This is a genomic window from Chryseobacterium sp. JV274, assembly GCF_903969135.1.
In the GTDB taxonomy this organism is placed as follows: domain Bacteria; phylum Bacteroidota; class Bacteroidia; order Flavobacteriales; family Weeksellaceae; genus Chryseobacterium.
This window is the reverse complement of record NZ_LR824569.1, coordinates 3,082,803-3,096,588: the sequence shown is the minus strand read 5'-3', so window position 1 is coordinate 3,096,588 and position 13,786 is coordinate 3,082,803. Positions and strand designations below refer to the sequence as shown.

Annotated in this window: 18 protein-coding genes; 12 read left to right on the top strand and 6 right to left on the bottom strand. The window is 36.2% G+C overall.

The features are described 5' to 3' along the window. Nucleotides 1-5: 5 nt before the first annotated feature. From CHRYMOREF3P_RS14325 to CHRYMOREF3P_RS14315, 3 genes are all read right to left on the bottom strand, one after another. Entirely contained in the window at nt 6-407 is a 402-nt protein-coding gene (locus CHRYMOREF3P_RS14325; protein ID WP_180564895.1) for a DUF2809 domain-containing protein, read from the bottom strand. A gap of 71 nt (nt 408-478) precedes the next feature. Beyond that, nucleotides 479-1,132, bottom strand: a complete 654-nt coding sequence (locus CHRYMOREF3P_RS14320; protein ID WP_077413293.1) for a thioredoxin family protein — start codon at nt 1,130-1,132, stop codon at nt 479-481. Nucleotides 1,133-1,142: 10 nt separating this feature from the next. Beyond that, entirely contained in the window at nt 1,143-1,631 is a 489-nt protein-coding gene (locus CHRYMOREF3P_RS14315) for a TlpA family protein disulfide reductase (protein WP_180564894.1), read from the bottom strand. Nucleotides 1,632-1,770: 139 nt separating this feature from the next. Here CHRYMOREF3P_RS14315 and CHRYMOREF3P_RS14310 point away from each other — a divergent pair, with 139 nt between their 5' ends. From CHRYMOREF3P_RS14310 to CHRYMOREF3P_RS14290, 5 genes are all read left to right on the top strand, one after another. Next, entirely contained in the window at nt 1,771-2,601 is an 831-nt protein-coding gene (locus CHRYMOREF3P_RS14310) for a hypothetical protein (protein WP_077413292.1), read from the top strand. A gap of 122 nt (nt 2,602-2,723) precedes the next feature. Next, complete coding sequence (locus CHRYMOREF3P_RS14305) at nt 2,724-2,885, top strand: hypothetical protein (protein ID WP_172625708.1); 162 nt, start codon at nt 2,724-2,726, stop codon at nt 2,883-2,885. A gap of 41 nt (nt 2,886-2,926) precedes the next feature. After that, complete coding sequence (locus tag CHRYMOREF3P_RS14300) at nt 2,927-3,082, top strand: bacteriocin (protein WP_139348445.1); 156 nt, start codon at nt 2,927-2,929, stop codon at nt 3,080-3,082. Between the two features lie 156 nt (nt 3,083-3,238). Then, nucleotides 3,239-3,406, top strand: coding sequence for a bacteriocin (locus tag CHRYMOREF3P_RS14295; protein WP_139348444.1), 168 nt, complete (start codon nt 3,239-3,241; stop codon nt 3,404-3,406). A 30-nt stretch (nt 3,407-3,436) separates the two neighbouring features. Further along, nucleotides 3,437-3,592, top strand: coding sequence for a hypothetical protein (locus tag CHRYMOREF3P_RS14290; protein WP_175627169.1), 156 nt, complete (start codon nt 3,437-3,439; stop codon nt 3,590-3,592). Between the two features lie 40 nt (nt 3,593-3,632). Here the strand turns inward: CHRYMOREF3P_RS14290 and mutS are convergent, their stop codons facing one another. Next, nucleotides 3,633-6,227: a DNA mismatch repair protein MutS gene (mutS, locus tag CHRYMOREF3P_RS14285; RefSeq protein WP_077413290.1), complete on the bottom strand. Its 2,595-nt coding sequence runs from the start codon at nt 6,225-6,227 to the stop codon at nt 3,633-3,635. A gap of 124 nt (nt 6,228-6,351) precedes the next feature. Between mutS and CHRYMOREF3P_RS14280 the strand changes: the two genes are divergently transcribed. After that, entirely contained in the window at nt 6,352-6,882 is a 531-nt protein-coding gene (locus CHRYMOREF3P_RS14280) for a GNAT family N-acetyltransferase (protein WP_077413289.1), read from the top strand. A 182-nt stretch (nt 6,883-7,064) separates the two neighbouring features. Here CHRYMOREF3P_RS14280 and CHRYMOREF3P_RS14275 read toward each other — a convergent pair whose 3' ends face one another. Beyond that, nucleotides 7,065-7,943 carry a cupin-like domain-containing protein gene (locus CHRYMOREF3P_RS14275; protein WP_180564893.1) on the bottom strand — a complete coding sequence of 293 codons (879 nt, stop codon included), beginning with the start codon at nt 7,941-7,943 and terminating at the stop codon, nt 7,065-7,067. A gap of 244 nt (nt 7,944-8,187) precedes the next feature. On the opposite strand from CHRYMOREF3P_RS14275, the gene CHRYMOREF3P_RS14270 reads away from it, so the two are divergent. Next, entirely contained in the window at nt 8,188-9,084 is an 897-nt protein-coding gene (locus tag CHRYMOREF3P_RS14270; protein WP_228408582.1) for a bestrophin family protein, read from the top strand. Nucleotides 9,085-9,096: 12 nt separating this feature from the next. Here CHRYMOREF3P_RS14270 and CHRYMOREF3P_RS14265 read toward each other — a convergent pair whose 3' ends face one another. Continuing rightward, nucleotides 9,097-9,696 carry a hypothetical protein gene (locus CHRYMOREF3P_RS14265; protein WP_232539032.1) on the bottom strand — a complete coding sequence of 200 codons (600 nt, stop codon included), beginning with the start codon at nt 9,694-9,696 and terminating at the stop codon, nt 9,097-9,099. Between the two features lie 64 nt (nt 9,697-9,760). On the opposite strand from CHRYMOREF3P_RS14265, the gene CHRYMOREF3P_RS14260 reads away from it, so the two are divergent. The 5 genes from CHRYMOREF3P_RS14260 to fbaA all read left to right on the top strand — a co-directional run bounded on the left by CHRYMOREF3P_RS14260 (nt 9,761) and on the right by fbaA (nt 13,759). Continuing rightward, a complete protein-coding gene (locus CHRYMOREF3P_RS14260; protein WP_232539031.1) occupies nt 9,761-10,372 on the top strand; it encodes a toxin-antitoxin system YwqK family antitoxin in 612 nt (203 codons plus the stop codon). 5 nt (nt 10,373-10,377) lie between these two features. Continuing rightward, nucleotides 10,378-10,908, top strand: coding sequence for an RNA methyltransferase (locus CHRYMOREF3P_RS14255; RefSeq protein WP_077413285.1), 531 nt, complete (start codon nt 10,378-10,380; stop codon nt 10,906-10,908). A 188-nt stretch (nt 10,909-11,096) separates the two neighbouring features. After that, on the top strand, nt 11,097-11,750 hold the full coding sequence (locus tag CHRYMOREF3P_RS14250) for a CBS domain-containing protein (protein ID WP_077413284.1): 654 nt from the start codon (nt 11,097-11,099) through the stop codon (nt 11,748-11,750). Between the two features lies 1 nt (nt 11,751). Next, the gene (locus tag CHRYMOREF3P_RS14245) at nt 11,752-12,618 is read left to right on the top strand and encodes an NAD kinase (protein WP_077413283.1); all 867 of its coding nucleotides are present in this window, start codon (nt 11,752-11,754) and stop codon (nt 12,616-12,618) included. Between the two features lie 70 nt (nt 12,619-12,688). Beyond that, entirely contained in the window at nt 12,689-13,759 is a 1,071-nt protein-coding gene (gene fbaA / locus CHRYMOREF3P_RS14240; RefSeq protein WP_077413282.1) for a class II fructose-bisphosphate aldolase, read from the top strand. Nucleotides 13,760-13,786: the final 27 nt, after the last annotated feature.

Here is a 13,786-nt window from a genome sequence, read left to right as displayed (position 1 = left end):
AGGGATTAGGAATTAGAGGTTGAGGTTACGCCTTCACTTTTTGTTATTCTTACGAAAATATAGAGCAGTAGACAGCCTATGGCATAGCAAAGGTTATCAATCCATGAAAAAGAATTTCCAATAACAATATACATCAGGCTTCCAGAACGGAAGCCTAATTTTTCTGCAATATGGAAATACTGTGCAAATTCTATCAAAAATGAAAAAATAAGGATCCTCAGAATCAGTTTCTCATCATTTACTTTTACAAAACTCTTTACGAAAGTATAAAGAAGCATCACCACAATAACATCCCCGAGATAAGCTCTTACGAAGAAAATACCGCTCAGTTTAGTGGCAATCAATACTTCTACAAGAAAAATAAATAGGGTCAGAAGGAGATATTTAAGGCTGAATTGTAATTTCATTTCAAAAGGGATTAGGCATAAAAAATCGGTATTCAAGGAACACCGATTTTATTTTTATGTGAGCAAATATATTATTTCTTTATTTTAATTGTACATCCGATAGCTACCGTTTTAGTCATTTTTACCGGCTCTCCTTTTATCAGAGCATTTACGGCATCCTGAGCATAATATTCGGATACATCATTCGGGTTATCATAATTATTGTCGATAGCACCAATATATTTCACGATATTCTTTCCGTTTTCTTTCTTCAGTACAAAAACATGAGGAGTCTTTGTCGCTCCGTACTGTGGATAAATTTTCTGCCCTTCATCTACTAGGTATGGGAAAGTAAAACTTTTTTGCTTTGCTCTTTCAATCATCTGCTGGAAGCCGTCTTCAGGCTGTACATTAGGATCGTTAGGATTAATCGCGATTACCGGGTAACCCTGAGCTTTATATTTTTTATCCAGCTCAATAATTCTGTCTTCATATTTCTTGGCGTATGGGCAGTGATTGCATGTAAATACAACAATGAATCCTTTTGCACTCTTAAAATCGCTTAAAGAAACCATTTTGCCATCAATATTTTTAAGCTTAAAATCAGCAGCTTCATCTCCTACTTCATAGCCTTTTGAAGAAATATTCTCTTTCTGAATTTTGTTTTTATCATGATCTGTCGTTGTAAAGCTCAGTAATCCAAGCCCAACGATGAATGCGGTCATTAAAATTTTCAGGTTTTTCATAATTGATTATTTATTGTAGATTTTCTTTAATTGTTTTCCCAAGGTCTTCTTTGCTCATTTCACCGTCATTGAAATGAACTTTCACTCCATTTTTATAGAACAGCGTTACAGGAATATTCCCATCCCAGTCTTTTTCAAACTTGGGGATCCAGGTATTCATTCTTTTGATATCATCCAGCAAGAGAACCTCAGCAGTAAGATTTTTATTTTTAATAAATTTCAATACTCTTTCTTTATCTGCAAGCCTGTCCAGTGAAACCAAAATCATTTTAAATTTCTGATTATCAGCAAACTCAACATTCACTTCCATAAAGTGAGGAAGCTCTTTTACGCATGGCCCACAGGTTGTTGACCAGAAATTGACAACCAATAATTTGTTTTTTTCCTGCTGAATCCGCTTTTCCAGATCTTCATATTTTATCACAGAAACTTCAGTCTGCTGGGCTTTAAAAACCGTACAAAATATAAATATAGCTAATATCTTTATTAAATTCTTCATATTAAAAACCATAAAACACTAAAATTCAACGATATATAAAAATAAAATTCACCTATTTCATAAATTATTTACAAATGAACAATTTATTTTTATCATGGATACATTTTTTTAATACTTTTACAGCCTTAAACTTAAAACCATGAAAAAAACTTATTTGCTTCTGCCAATTTTCTTGTTGGCATCATGCTCTAGCAGCAACGACGATAATGATTCACCTAACAACAACGGAAATAACAATGATAACAGTCCGGTTTTGGTAACAAAAATGACGATGGACGGAGATGTTTTAACGTTTACGTATAACGGTTCAAAAATTTCTCAGATCAAAAATCTTACTGAAGGAAGTGTAACTACATTTATCTATGCAGGTGATCTTATTTCCCAGTCTGTAGTCAATGGTTCAAATACCTCTCTTACTACGAAATTTACCTACGACGGAAATGGCAGATTATCAAAAAAAACAATTAACGGGATTGATTTCGGTGGATCATGGAACTCAGAATCCAACTATACTTATCAAGCGAATAACAATGTGAAAATAGTATACACTGCGTCTACTTCAGGATCAACAAGATCTGAAACAAGAAATGCTGTACTGAATGCTGATGGATCGATGAGCAGCTGGACTGGTACTCTTTCAAGAACTCAAAATAACACTACTGAAACAGCAACTTCTACCTTAAAAACAGTGGTATATGATACCAAAAATGCTCCTTTAAAAAATATTACCGGATACCTAAAAATCATTGATAATGAAGATGAAAGCGGATCTGCTCACAATACATTAAGCTACAATCACATCGTCAGTTACAATAATGGAACCGGAACGGAATGGACAATCTTCAAATCCAATTTTGAATACAATGCCAGTGGTTACCCTACAAAAGAAATTCGAAGCTATTACGAGAAAACAGGGAATACACCTTCAGGTTCCACGGATGTTAATACTTACGAATACAATCATTTATAAAACACAGAGCGCTTAAGGCGCTCTTTTTTATTTTTAGACACAGAGGTGTTAATTTTTTTCACAAGCTATAGAATTATACAGATGATTTTGTATATTTGAGTAGAATCAAAAACTAAATTACCATGAAAAAATCAAAAACTCAAAAGAGAAAGCTTTCCAAAAGCGAACTAAAAGAAATTAATGGTGGAGCACTTCCTCCAAGATGCCTTCGAGGGTTCTGTACACATCCTGATTCGGGAGAAATGGTTCCGGGTCTTGTAGGAAAAGACGGATTCTGTTGCTAATCAAAAAAATTTCAAGAAATCAAATCAAAACTAAAATTATCATGAAAAAATCAAACATTCAAAAAAGAAAATTGACAAAAAGTGAATTGAAACAAATCAATGGAGGTAGCGGCCCCCTTTGCCCGGGAACTTGTTTCTGCAATATTGACGGTGAAATGACTATAGGCTCATGTGACACCAAAGGAAGATGCTGTTAATAGCAAAAAACTTTGTTAAATAAAAAAGATTGAGGGGTTTCCTCAATCTTTTTTATGAAATGACATTTGCGTCAAAAAAAGTTAACAATTTGACTTACAATATTTTGAACATAATAAAATAACTTGTAAATTAGCTTTCACCAAATTCAAATTATTATGAAAAATTCAAAAAATCAAAAAAGAAAGCTTAGTAAAAATGAGCTTAAAGAAATCAGTGGCGGAGCCAACAGACCCATCTGCCCAAGAGTAATAAGCTGCACAGATCCTCACACCGGAGAAGAACGCTCAGGAGTGCCTGGCATGCAGGATGGATTTTGCTGTTAACCAGGTTGATAATATTTAAACAAGGCGGATATGAAAAATTCAAACCTTAAAAGAAGGCTCACCAAAGCTGAGCTCAAAGAAATCAACGGAGGTGCAGCTGCATGTGCAGAAGGTCTATGTAAACTAAGAGGAGTAAGCCATTTCCTTATTATCGGACCGAGGGGTAAAGACGGCTATTGCTGCTAATTAAAACTAAACTTTAACATCATTAAAAAAAATGATTGGATTAACCTCCAATCATTTTTTTTATCGCATTCAGCTTCATTAAAGCTTCAATAGGTGTCAATGTATTGATATCTATTTTTGTAAGTTCCTCACGGATATTTTCCAGAACAGGATCATCCAGCTGGAAGAAGGAAAGCTGCATATTTTCCTCAGTCACTCTTTTGATACTTTCAGAAGTACCTCCTCCTCCCTGAGTTCTGCTCGCCTCAAGTGTTTTAAGAATTTCATTGGCTCTGTTGACCACTTTGGCAGGCATTCCGGCCAGTTTTGCCACATGGATACCGAAACTGTGTTCACTTCCACCAGGAATCAGTTTTCTCAGGAAAATGATGTTTCCTTTATTTTCCTGAATAGAAACGTGAAAGTTTTTCACTCTTTCGAAATTGACTGTCATTTCATTCAGCTCATGATAGTGCGTGGCAAATAAAGTCTTGGATTGCGTTGGATGCTGATGAAGGTATTCAGCAATCGCCCATGCAATAGAAACCCCGTCATAAGTGGAAGTTCCACGACCGATTTCATCAAGCAAAATCAGGCTTCGCTCTGAAATATTGTTCAGAATATTGGCGGCTTCATTCATTTCTACCATGAAAGTTGATTCACCTGCAGAGATATTGTCTGTAGCTCCTACCCTTGTGAAAATCTTATCCAGCATTCCTATTTCAGCATGTTTTGCAGGCACAAAACTTCCAATCTGAGCCAAAAGACAAACAATTGCCGTCTGGCGCAGAATTGCAGATTTACCGGCCATGTTCGGTCCTGTCACCATGATAATCTGCTGGGAATCTTTATCCAGAAAGATATCATTCGGAATATACTTTTCACCCAGAGGAAGTGCATTCTCAATGATCGGGTGTCTGGCTTCTTTTAAATCGATAGCATAGCCATCATTTAAAACAGGCTTAGTATAGCTCTCAGAAACAGCCAGTTCAGATAGTCCGGCAGCCACATCAAGCTGTGCAATAATATTGGAGTTCCCCTGGATCTGATCAATATAAACCATTGTTTCTGCACATAAATTTCTGTACAGTGAAGTTTCCAGAACCCCTATTTTTTCTTCGGCACCCAGGATCTGGCTTTCGTATTCCTTTAATTCTTCGGTAATGTATCTTTCAGCATTCACCAGGGTCTGCTTTCTTACCCAATCATCCGGAACTTTATCTTTATGAGTATTTCGAACTTCAATATAGTATCCGAAAACATTATTAAAATCAATTTTAAGGCTTGTGATACCTGTTCTCTCAATTTCTCTCTGGCACATTTCGTCCAGGAATCCGCGTCCTTTATTCTGTAGATTTCTCAATCTGTCAAGCTCTTCAGAAACCCCTTCTTTAATGATATTTCCTTTGGCAATACTTACCGGAAGTTCTTCATTAAGATGATTCTGCAGGAACTTAATCAATTCTTCAAGATCAAACAAAGGTTCCAGCCACGCCAGCACATCCGCATGAGGATGCAGTAATGCTTTGATTTTATGGATATTAATTAAACTTTGGCGAAGATATCCCAATTCTTTAGGTGAAATTTTCTCTGCAGCCAGTTTTCCCATCAATCGGTCTAAGTCAGAAATCGATCTCAGAAGCTGGCAGATTTCATATTTCAGATGATCATTTTCGTTTAAGAAATCAATCAGAGAAAGCCTTCTCATAATCTCATCCACTGATTTTAAAGGAAGAATGATTCTTCTTCTCAAAAGCCTTCCTCCCATCGGAGTAGAGGTTTTATCAATGATATCCAGCAGCGATTTTCCCTGTGGATTACTGGGATAAACAATTTCAAGGTTTCTCAGGGTAAAATTATCCATCATCAGATAATCTTCCTGTGGAATGATCTGAAGTTTTGTAATATGGGCCAGCAGATTGTGGTGGGTATCTTCTACCAGATAGGCAAAAATAGCTCCTGCTGCAGTAATAGCCAGTGGAAGGTTTTCTACTCCAAACCCTTTTAAAGAATTGGTTTTAAAATGATTCGTTAATTTCTCGTAGGCAAAATTATATTGGAACGCCCAGTCTTCCAGTTTAAAGGCACTTTTATTCTTAATCTGCTCCGGAATCTGTACACTTCTCTGGTAAATAATCTCACTTGGGTCAAAAGTATTGACAATATGAAGCAGCTTTTCCAGGTTTCCTTCACTTACCAGAAATTCTCCTGTAGAAATATCCACTAAAGCAATTCCATATTTCTCTTTTTCTTTGTGTAGAGAAAGCAGGAAATTATTCTTTTTTGAATTTAAAACCTGATCATTGAAGGTAACACCGGGTGTAACCAATTCAGTTACCCCTCTTTTTACAATCCCTTTCACCATTTTAGGATCTTCCAGCTGATCGCAGATCGCCACCCTCATCCCTGCTCTTACCAATTTTGGAAGATAAGAATCTACAGAGTGATGCGGAAATCCGGCCAGCTCTATATGCCCATCGCCATTGGCTCTTTTGGTAAGGACAATTCCCAGAATCTGAGAAGTTCTGACAGCATCCTGCCCAAAAGTTTCATAAAAATCCCCAACCCTGAATAATAATAGCGCATCAGGATATTTACCCTTGATGGTATTGTACTGCGTCATTAACGGAGTTTCTTTCTTCGCTGCTTTTGCCATAGTAAAAAATGAGCCCCAAATTTAGAAAAATAAATTCAGGGTAAGAGAATTGTTTAGAGGTTAATCTTCCCCACTTTTCTTTATCAGTAATTAATTGTATTTTCACCATCAAATCACATCATTCATGGAATTTCCTGTTTTAGAGACTGAAAGGCTTATTTTACGTCAGCTTACTTTCGATGATATCCAAGACCTGTTCGAGTATTTTTCTCTGGATGAAGTTATGGAATATTATGATCTGGATACCTTCAAAACAGAAGAAGACTCCCGACGCATTATTCAGCATTTTAACAATGAATTCGAAAATGGGAAAGGTTTCAGATGGGCTTTGGAGCTGAAATCCAATGGAAAAGTCATTGGCACCTGCGGCTATCATAATTGGTACAGGGAACACTTTAGAGCTGAAATTGGTTATGAGCTCAATCCTAAATTCTGGCAGCAATCTTATATGAAAGAGGCTATTCTCCCTATTCTGACTTACGGATTTGAATCTATGAGACTTCACCGGGTGGATGCTTTCATTGATCCCTCCAATATTTCTTCTGAAAAGCTACTGTCTTCATTAAATTTCAGTAAAGAAGGAACCTTGAAAGATTATTTTTTTGAAAAAGGAAAATTCGTAGATGCCACGATCTTCGGTCTTATCAATAAATAAAATTAATCCAAAATTTAACGCTAAGAGGCAAAGAAAATTGATATTGACTCCTTTTATTTTCGTTCGAAGGCATTTCATTTAGCAACCGAAAGCTTTCTTCGCTGAGTGAAACGCCTTTGCGAACCCTTATCAGCAAATAAAAGTTTGCGTTCCCTGCGTTAAAATAATCTAAGGTATACTGTCTATTTTCCCGACTTTAGATGTTTTTCCAGGGCTTCCGAACTCTTTCTGTAAGCCCATTTTTGTTTATAGCTCACCCATTTGGCTTTGAAAAGTTTTCTCATGAGTTTATCCGTATATCTCATAATGAAAACATGATACAGCATATTGGCAAAGACATTCGGTTTATTGGGAAGCGCTCTCAAAGAAAGTGAAAAACCAGGCTCCAGATATCTGTTGAAGTGCCAGAAAGCTCCCGGAATAAAGAGTGCATCACCATGCTCCATAAAAATTTCGTACCCTTTGGCATATTGTAAAGCCGGAAACTTTTCATAATCAGGGTTTTCATAATCCAGCTCATAAACGGTATGAACAGATAAAGGAACTTTATATAAAAATGGTGACTGCTTCTGATCAAACAAAAGAATTCTTTTCTTTCCTTCAAAATGGATATGCATAAAATCACCCAAATCCACATCATAATGCATTAAAACATGAGCATCACTTCCCCCGAAGAATAACGTTGGAAGTCTTTTAAAAAACTTCATCCCCAAATCCGGATACGTAAAGTTTTTCAGCAGCTCAGGAAGTCTGTCTGTAATGATATAGAAAAAGATACGCAGATCTGAAGGTTTACTTTTTATAGTATCAATATATTCTTTCATTTTCATCCGGGCTACCGGAGCATCAGAGCTTTTCGCAGCATCCGCAGGTTTATTGTCATACAGCGGCACTTCCTGATCTCCCGCTTTTTCACGGATGTAAGCCAGATTCCATTTGTCAAAAGCATCCCATCGACTGGCAAAATTCTTAATTAAAAGAGGTTTCTGCTTTTTAAAATAATTCTTCTGAAAATCTTCTTTACTGATATCATTTACAATATCTACGTTTTCGAGGATCATGTATTTTGTATTTAATGCGAAATAAAAATAGTGTTTTTTTGAAACCTGAGAAAATTAAGATTAAAAGAGCAGGAAGCTGGAAGAGAGATGCTGGAAGTTAAGATTTGTCTACAAACATATATACCTCATTCCATAAAATCTTTTTATGGAAACTTAGACCTCTTCTTCGGCTTCAATAACTTCCCTCTTCCAGCTTCAGGCTTCTTTACTTTATTAGCAGAGCTCAGATGAAAAATTTATATTTGTGGTAACAAGTGAATTTATGAGAGTCTACAATACCAAACATTTCCTTAAAATCCTTTTCAGTTTACACAAAAGTGATACACTGAAGATTCTTTTTCCAAGTATGGTTCTTATAGGGTTGTATTCCTGGGGAATTCAGTATCTGGAAGTGGAATATCTGCACCTTACCTCAAAATCAGGAATCAGTAATGTGGGGATGATTCACTCGCTGTTAGGTTTCGTACTCTCGCTTTTATTGGTTTTCAGGACCAATACGGCTTATGACAGATGGTGGGAGGGCCGGAAGCTTTGGGGGAAACTGGTCAATGATACCAGAAATTTCGCTATAAAAATCAATACTATTCTTGGTGACAACCGTCAGGATGCTGAACAGATTGCAAGATATTTAAAATATTTCCCTCACTTTTTAGCCAAACATCTTTCTAAAGAATCTACAAGGCTGGCTTTGGATGAAGATTATTCTGAAATAGAAAGTTCATTAAAAAACCATGGCCCAAGTGAAATTGTCATCCTGCTCACCCATAAATTGAACTTATTAAAAAAAGAAGGTAAAATTTCAGAAATTGAAATGCTGTATTTAGACACTCAGCTTTCAGGATTTCTTGATGTATGCGGAGGCTGTGAGAGAATCAAAAACACTCCGATCCCTTATTCATATTCTTCTTTTATCAAGAAATTTATTATTCTGTACGTTTTCGCTCTGCCTATTGCTTATGTGATCACTATTGGTCTTTTCATGATTCCTCTTACTGTTTTTGTATATTATGTTTTAATGAGTCTTGAGCTTATTGCAGAAGAAATTGAAGATCCTTTCAATAATGATGAAAATGATATTCCAATGGAGACCTTAGCCCAGAATATTGAGAAGAATGTACATCAGATTATGAACAGAAAATAAAAAATCAAGCTGTTAAAGCTTGATTTCTTTGAGTTCGCCGTCCTGTTTTATTTCTACAAACTTGCTTTCCCTGTTGGCAGCCGAGTATCCATAGAAAAACGTACTGTATATGGGGGTTGAATACAGATAAGCTCCATACCCGTTATAAGCATTTGAAGTTCCTGTCTGCTGCTGATAGCTTGCCGTCGCTGTAAAATTTACGATCGTTTCAAGATAATATTTACCAGGTTTCAGTTTTTCGAATTTAAACCTGCCGTGATCATCCGTTAAAGCTTCCACTCTGTATTTAAAAGCTTCTTCAGACATGTACACCGTTGTTTTTTTGTTTTCATACTTCCTTCTCATGTCATAAAATTCCTCAAAATAAGGAGTGACAGGAAAAAGCATGATAACTGTTCCTTTGGGTGCATAATGTTTTTCTCCAAGCAATGGTTTGATGCCCCAATTGTTTTTTTGTTTTGTGGAAGCAACGCCTTCAATCGTAGAATTCCCGAATCCCAGCATGTCTCTGGCTAGTTTTTTATCAAAAAAAGCTTGAGGATAATATGCATTTTGTGCTCCCAGATACATAAATCCCCACATCAATATGAATAATGTGAATAATTTTTTCATAGTATATTTTTGAGTCAAATATAAGTATTTTACTATTTTTGAAATAAAAATAGCTATGAAGTACATGTTTCTATTGTTTTTTTCCACGTCTGCCATGATTATGGCACAGAAACCATGTGGATATAAAAACGGGTTACAGGAAGGATCCTGTAAAGAATTTTATGACAACGGGCAGGTAAAAAATACAGTAGAATGGGAAAAAGGAAAGCTGGACGGAGAGGCTATTTTTTATTATGACAACGGAAAAATGCAGTCTAAAGGAGAGTATAAAAAAGGATTTAAAGTAAAAGAATGGTCCTATTTTGATAAGAACGGAGTACTTACTTCCAAAGAGGCTTTCAGAAACGGAGAAAAGAATATTTATGATAACAGTCTTACGGCTACTTTTTATTCTCCAGCCGGCAAAATAACTGAAATTTCAAATTATAAATTCAATAAATTACAGGGTGAAAGCAAAACCTTCCATGAAGACGGAAAATCAGTGAAAGACATTGGCCAGTATGACAACGGCCTTGCAACCGGAAAATGGAAAGTATTTTATCCATCAGGAAAATTACAGCGTGAAACTGAACTTGCCAACGACAAGAGAAATGGCAACAGGGTTCATTACCGTGAAGACGGAAGCATAGAAAAAACAGAGGTCTATAAAGACGGAAAATTAATCTCAACAAAATAATACAATTGGTACAGAAACTAAAACTGGAAGAACTTAACAGAATAGATGTAGAAACATTTAAGAAGGTTGAAAAAATTCCGTTGGTCATCATTTTAGATAATATCAGAAGTATGCACAATGTAGGTGCTGCTTTCAGAACGGCAGATGCCTTTTTAATTGAAAAAATAATCCTTTGTGGAATTACACCACAACCACCCCACCGTGAGATCCATAAAGCGGCATTGGGAGCAACAGAAAGTGTAGACTGGTCTCATAAGGCAGAAACCAATACGGCGATTTCTGATCTGAAAAGCAAAGGGTACGAAATCATCGGAATTGAGCAGACTACCGGCAGCCAGCTGATTACTGATTTTACGATTGACAACTCGAAAAAATATGCATTGATTTTAGGAAACGAGGTAGAAGGAATCAGTGATGAAGTACTTCCAAATGTTGATGTATTTTTAGAAATTCCACAGCTTGGAACAAAGCATTCTCTGAATGTAAGTGTATGTGCCGGAATTGTAATGTGGGAGTTTGCAAAAGCGTTAAAATAAAAAAAACTGCATATGTCCTTAGTAGACAGTGCAGTTTGAAATAAATCTAATAAAAAGTAAAAATGAAAGGCGACAAAGGTACTTTTTTTTTCCTTACAAACAAATTTTGATGGCATTTTTTTTGTTTCAGCTTAAAAAAAGTCGGGTTTTCAGAAAAAGTTTCATTTAATTTTTTATAAATTAGCACAATGTTTATCAAGGACTATATCTCAAAAGACTTTCCATGTTTTAGCCTGTCTGACTCCATAGAGTCAGCCAGAAATATGTTGGAGGATTTTGGATATTCCCATATTTTCATCAAAAAATCCCACCATTTCTACGGAGCTCTTGCAATGGACTTTCTGTATGAAGAAGATGGCGGGACTCTGAAGGATCTTGAACATCAGATTGAACGGTTCGCTATCCTGGAGGACAGCAATATTATGGACAGTATCCGTCTGTTTTACACCTTCACCAGCAATGTGATCCCGGTGATTAATAAAAATGAAAAGTATCTGGGGTATATTACCTGTGAAGATGTTTTTCAAGACCTTTCCCGTTATCCTTTATTTTCAGAAACAGGTGCTATTCTTACGGTAGAAACTCCTGCCAGAAAATATTCTATGACGGAAATTACCAATATCGTAGAAAGCAACAACTCGAAGTTTTATGGAGGGTTTATAAGCTTTATGTCTGAAGAAGTGGTCCAAATCACAATAAAGATCAGCAATGAAAACCTAGCCTCGATAGACTCAACTTTTGACCGGTACGACTACAGAATTGTTGAAAAATACTATTCTGATGAGAAATCCGATCTGTTTAAAGACCGATTTGGTTTTTTACAAAAATTCATAGAAATATAACATGAAGGCAGCCATATATTCTCAGAAAAAAGATCTTGATACTTTTTTATATTTAAGCAAGTTTATCTCTGAACTTGAAGCCAGAGATGTAAAATCTGTTCTGTATGATGAAATGGCTGAAGCACTTCAGTTCTCAAAAATTTTCGAAACCTTCAACTGTAAGCAGGATCTTCTGGATAAGGAAGTTGATCTGTTTTTCACTTTTGGTGGAGACGGAACGATTGTAAATTCTTTAACCTTCATTGAAGATCTTGAAATTCCTGTTGTAGGAGTTAATACCGGAAGACTTGGATTTTTAGCCTTTTTCACTAAGGAAGAAGCTTTTAAAGAGCTTGATTCCATATTAAAAGGAGATGTAAAAACAAGTCGCCGTTCCGTAATTGAAGTTGTTTCTCCAAAACTTGAGGGATCTTTCCCTTATGCTTTGAACGACGTTACTGTTTCAAGAAAAGAAACCACATCAATGATTACCGTAGATTCTTACATCAACGATGAATTTTTGAATGTCTTCTGGGGTGATGGTGTTATCATCTCTACTCCTACGGGTTCTACCGCTTACTCTTTGAGCTGTGGCGGGCCTATCATTTCTCCAAACAACGAAAATTTCGTCATTACTCCAATCGCGCCTCACAATCTGAATGTGAGACCTTTAGTGGTAAATGACAAAGTAGAAATAAAATTCAGGGTGGAAAGCCGTGTACCTCAGTATTCCCTTTCTCTGGACTCCCGACTGATCCATATAGAAACCGATAAGGAAATTATCATCAAAAAGGCCGCATTCCAGCTTCTTCTGGTACAGCCCAACGGTTTAAGTTTCTATGAAACGATCCGTCAGAAGTTACTTTGGGGAAGAGATAAAAGAAATTAGTAATTTCTTAAAAATGATTACCTTTACACGAAATTAAAACACCTAATAAATTTATAATAAAAAGTAAAACATGAGCAGAATTTTTCCGGCAGGAGTTGCCACAGGTCAGTTAGTTACTGATATCTTTCAGTATGCTAAAGAAAACAAATTTGCATTGCCTGCAGTAAACGTAATTGGATCAAGCAACATTAATGCTGTGATGGAAACTGCAGCGAAATTGAACTCTCCTGTAATTATTCAGTTTTCAAATGGTGGAGCTGCATTCAACGCAGGGAAAGGATTAAGCAATGACGGACAAAAGTCTGCAATCTTAGGAGCAATCGCTGGAGCAAAACATATTCACACTCTTGCAGAAGCTTACGGAGCAACAGTAATTCTACACACAGACCACTGTGCAAAGAAATTACTTCCTTGGATCGATGGGTTGATGGATGCTAACGAAGAATTCTTCAAGCAGACAGGAAAATCTCTTTACTCTTCTCACATGTTAGACCTTTCTGAAGAATCTTTAGAAGAAAACCTTGAGATTTCAGCTCAGTATTTCGAAAGAATGGCTAAGCTTCAGATGACTCTTGAAGTAGAAATCGGGGTTACAGGAGGTGAAGAAGATGGTGTTGACAACTCAGACGTTGATAACTCTAAATTATATACTCAGCCTGAAGATATAGCTTACACTTATGAAAAACTAAAAGCTATTTCTGACAACTTTACCATTGCTGCTGCTTTCGGTAACGTACACGGAGTTTACAAGCCAGGAAATGTAGTTCTTACACCGAAAATCCTTGACAATTCTCAGAAATATGTTCAGGAGAAATTCGGAACGGCTGCTAAACCTGTAAACTTTGTATTCCACGGAGGTTCAGGATCTACTTTAGAGGAAATCAGAGAAGCTATCGACTACGGAGTAATCAAAATGAATATCGATACTGACCTTCAGTTTGCATATACAGAAGGCGTTAGAGATTATATGGTAAACAATATTGATTATTTAAGAACTCAAATCGGAAACCCTGAAGGAGAAGAAAAACCTAACAAGAAATTCTATGATCCAAGAGTTTGGGTAAGAAAAGGTGAGGATACATTCTCTACAAGATTGGTGAAAGCATTTGAAGATTTAAATAACGTAAATACTTTAAAATAAGAACTGTACATTTGTACCGATGTAAAA

Coding starts and splice junctions, on each gene's coding strand:
- CHRYMOREF3P_RS14265 (WP_232539032.1), bottom strand. CDS start 9,696: ATGAAAAAATTATTCACATTATTCATATTGATGTGGGGATTTATGTAT.
- CHRYMOREF3P_RS14315 (WP_180564894.1), bottom strand. CDS start 1,631: ATGAAGAATTTAATAAAGATATTAGCTATATTTATATTTTGTACGGTT.
- CHRYMOREF3P_RS14245 (WP_077413283.1), top strand. CDS start 11,752: ATGAAGGCAGCCATATATTCTCAGAAAAAAGATCTTGATACTTTTTTA.
- CHRYMOREF3P_RS14320 (WP_077413293.1), bottom strand. CDS start 1,132: ATGAAAAACCTGAAAATTTTAATGACCGCATTCATCGTTGGGCTTGGA.
- CHRYMOREF3P_RS14250 (WP_077413284.1), top strand. CDS start 11,097: ATGTTTATCAAGGACTATATCTCAAAAGACTTTCCATGTTTTAGCCTG.
- CHRYMOREF3P_RS14305 (WP_172625708.1), top strand. CDS start 2,724: ATGAAAAAATCAAAAACTCAAAAGAGAAAGCTTTCCAAAAGCGAACTA.
- mutS (WP_077413290.1), bottom strand. CDS start 6,227: ATGGCAAAAGCAGCGAAGAAAGAAACTCCGTTAATGACGCAGTACAAT.
- CHRYMOREF3P_RS14310 (WP_077413292.1), top strand. CDS start 1,771: ATGAAAAAAACTTATTTGCTTCTGCCAATTTTCTTGTTGGCATCATGC.
- fbaA (WP_077413282.1), top strand. CDS start 12,689: ATGAGCAGAATTTTTCCGGCAGGAGTTGCCACAGGTCAGTTAGTTACT.
- CHRYMOREF3P_RS14325 (WP_180564895.1), bottom strand. CDS start 407: ATGAAATTACAATTCAGCCTTAAATATCTCCTTCTGACCCTATTTATT.
- CHRYMOREF3P_RS14260 (WP_232539031.1), top strand. CDS start 9,761: ATGTTTCTATTGTTTTTTTCCACGTCTGCCATGATTATGGCACAGAAA.
- CHRYMOREF3P_RS14280 (WP_077413289.1), top strand. CDS start 6,352: ATGGAATTTCCTGTTTTAGAGACTGAAAGGCTTATTTTACGTCAGCTT.
- CHRYMOREF3P_RS14290 (WP_175627169.1), top strand. CDS start 3,437: ATGAAAAATTCAAACCTTAAAAGAAGGCTCACCAAAGCTGAGCTCAAA.
- CHRYMOREF3P_RS14295 (WP_139348444.1), top strand. CDS start 3,239: ATGAAAAATTCAAAAAATCAAAAAAGAAAGCTTAGTAAAAATGAGCTT.
- CHRYMOREF3P_RS14275 (WP_180564893.1), bottom strand. CDS start 7,943: ATGATCCTCGAAAACGTAGATATTGTAAATGATATCAGTAAAGAAGAT.
- CHRYMOREF3P_RS14300 (WP_139348445.1), top strand. CDS start 2,927: ATGAAAAAATCAAACATTCAAAAAAGAAAATTGACAAAAAGTGAATTG.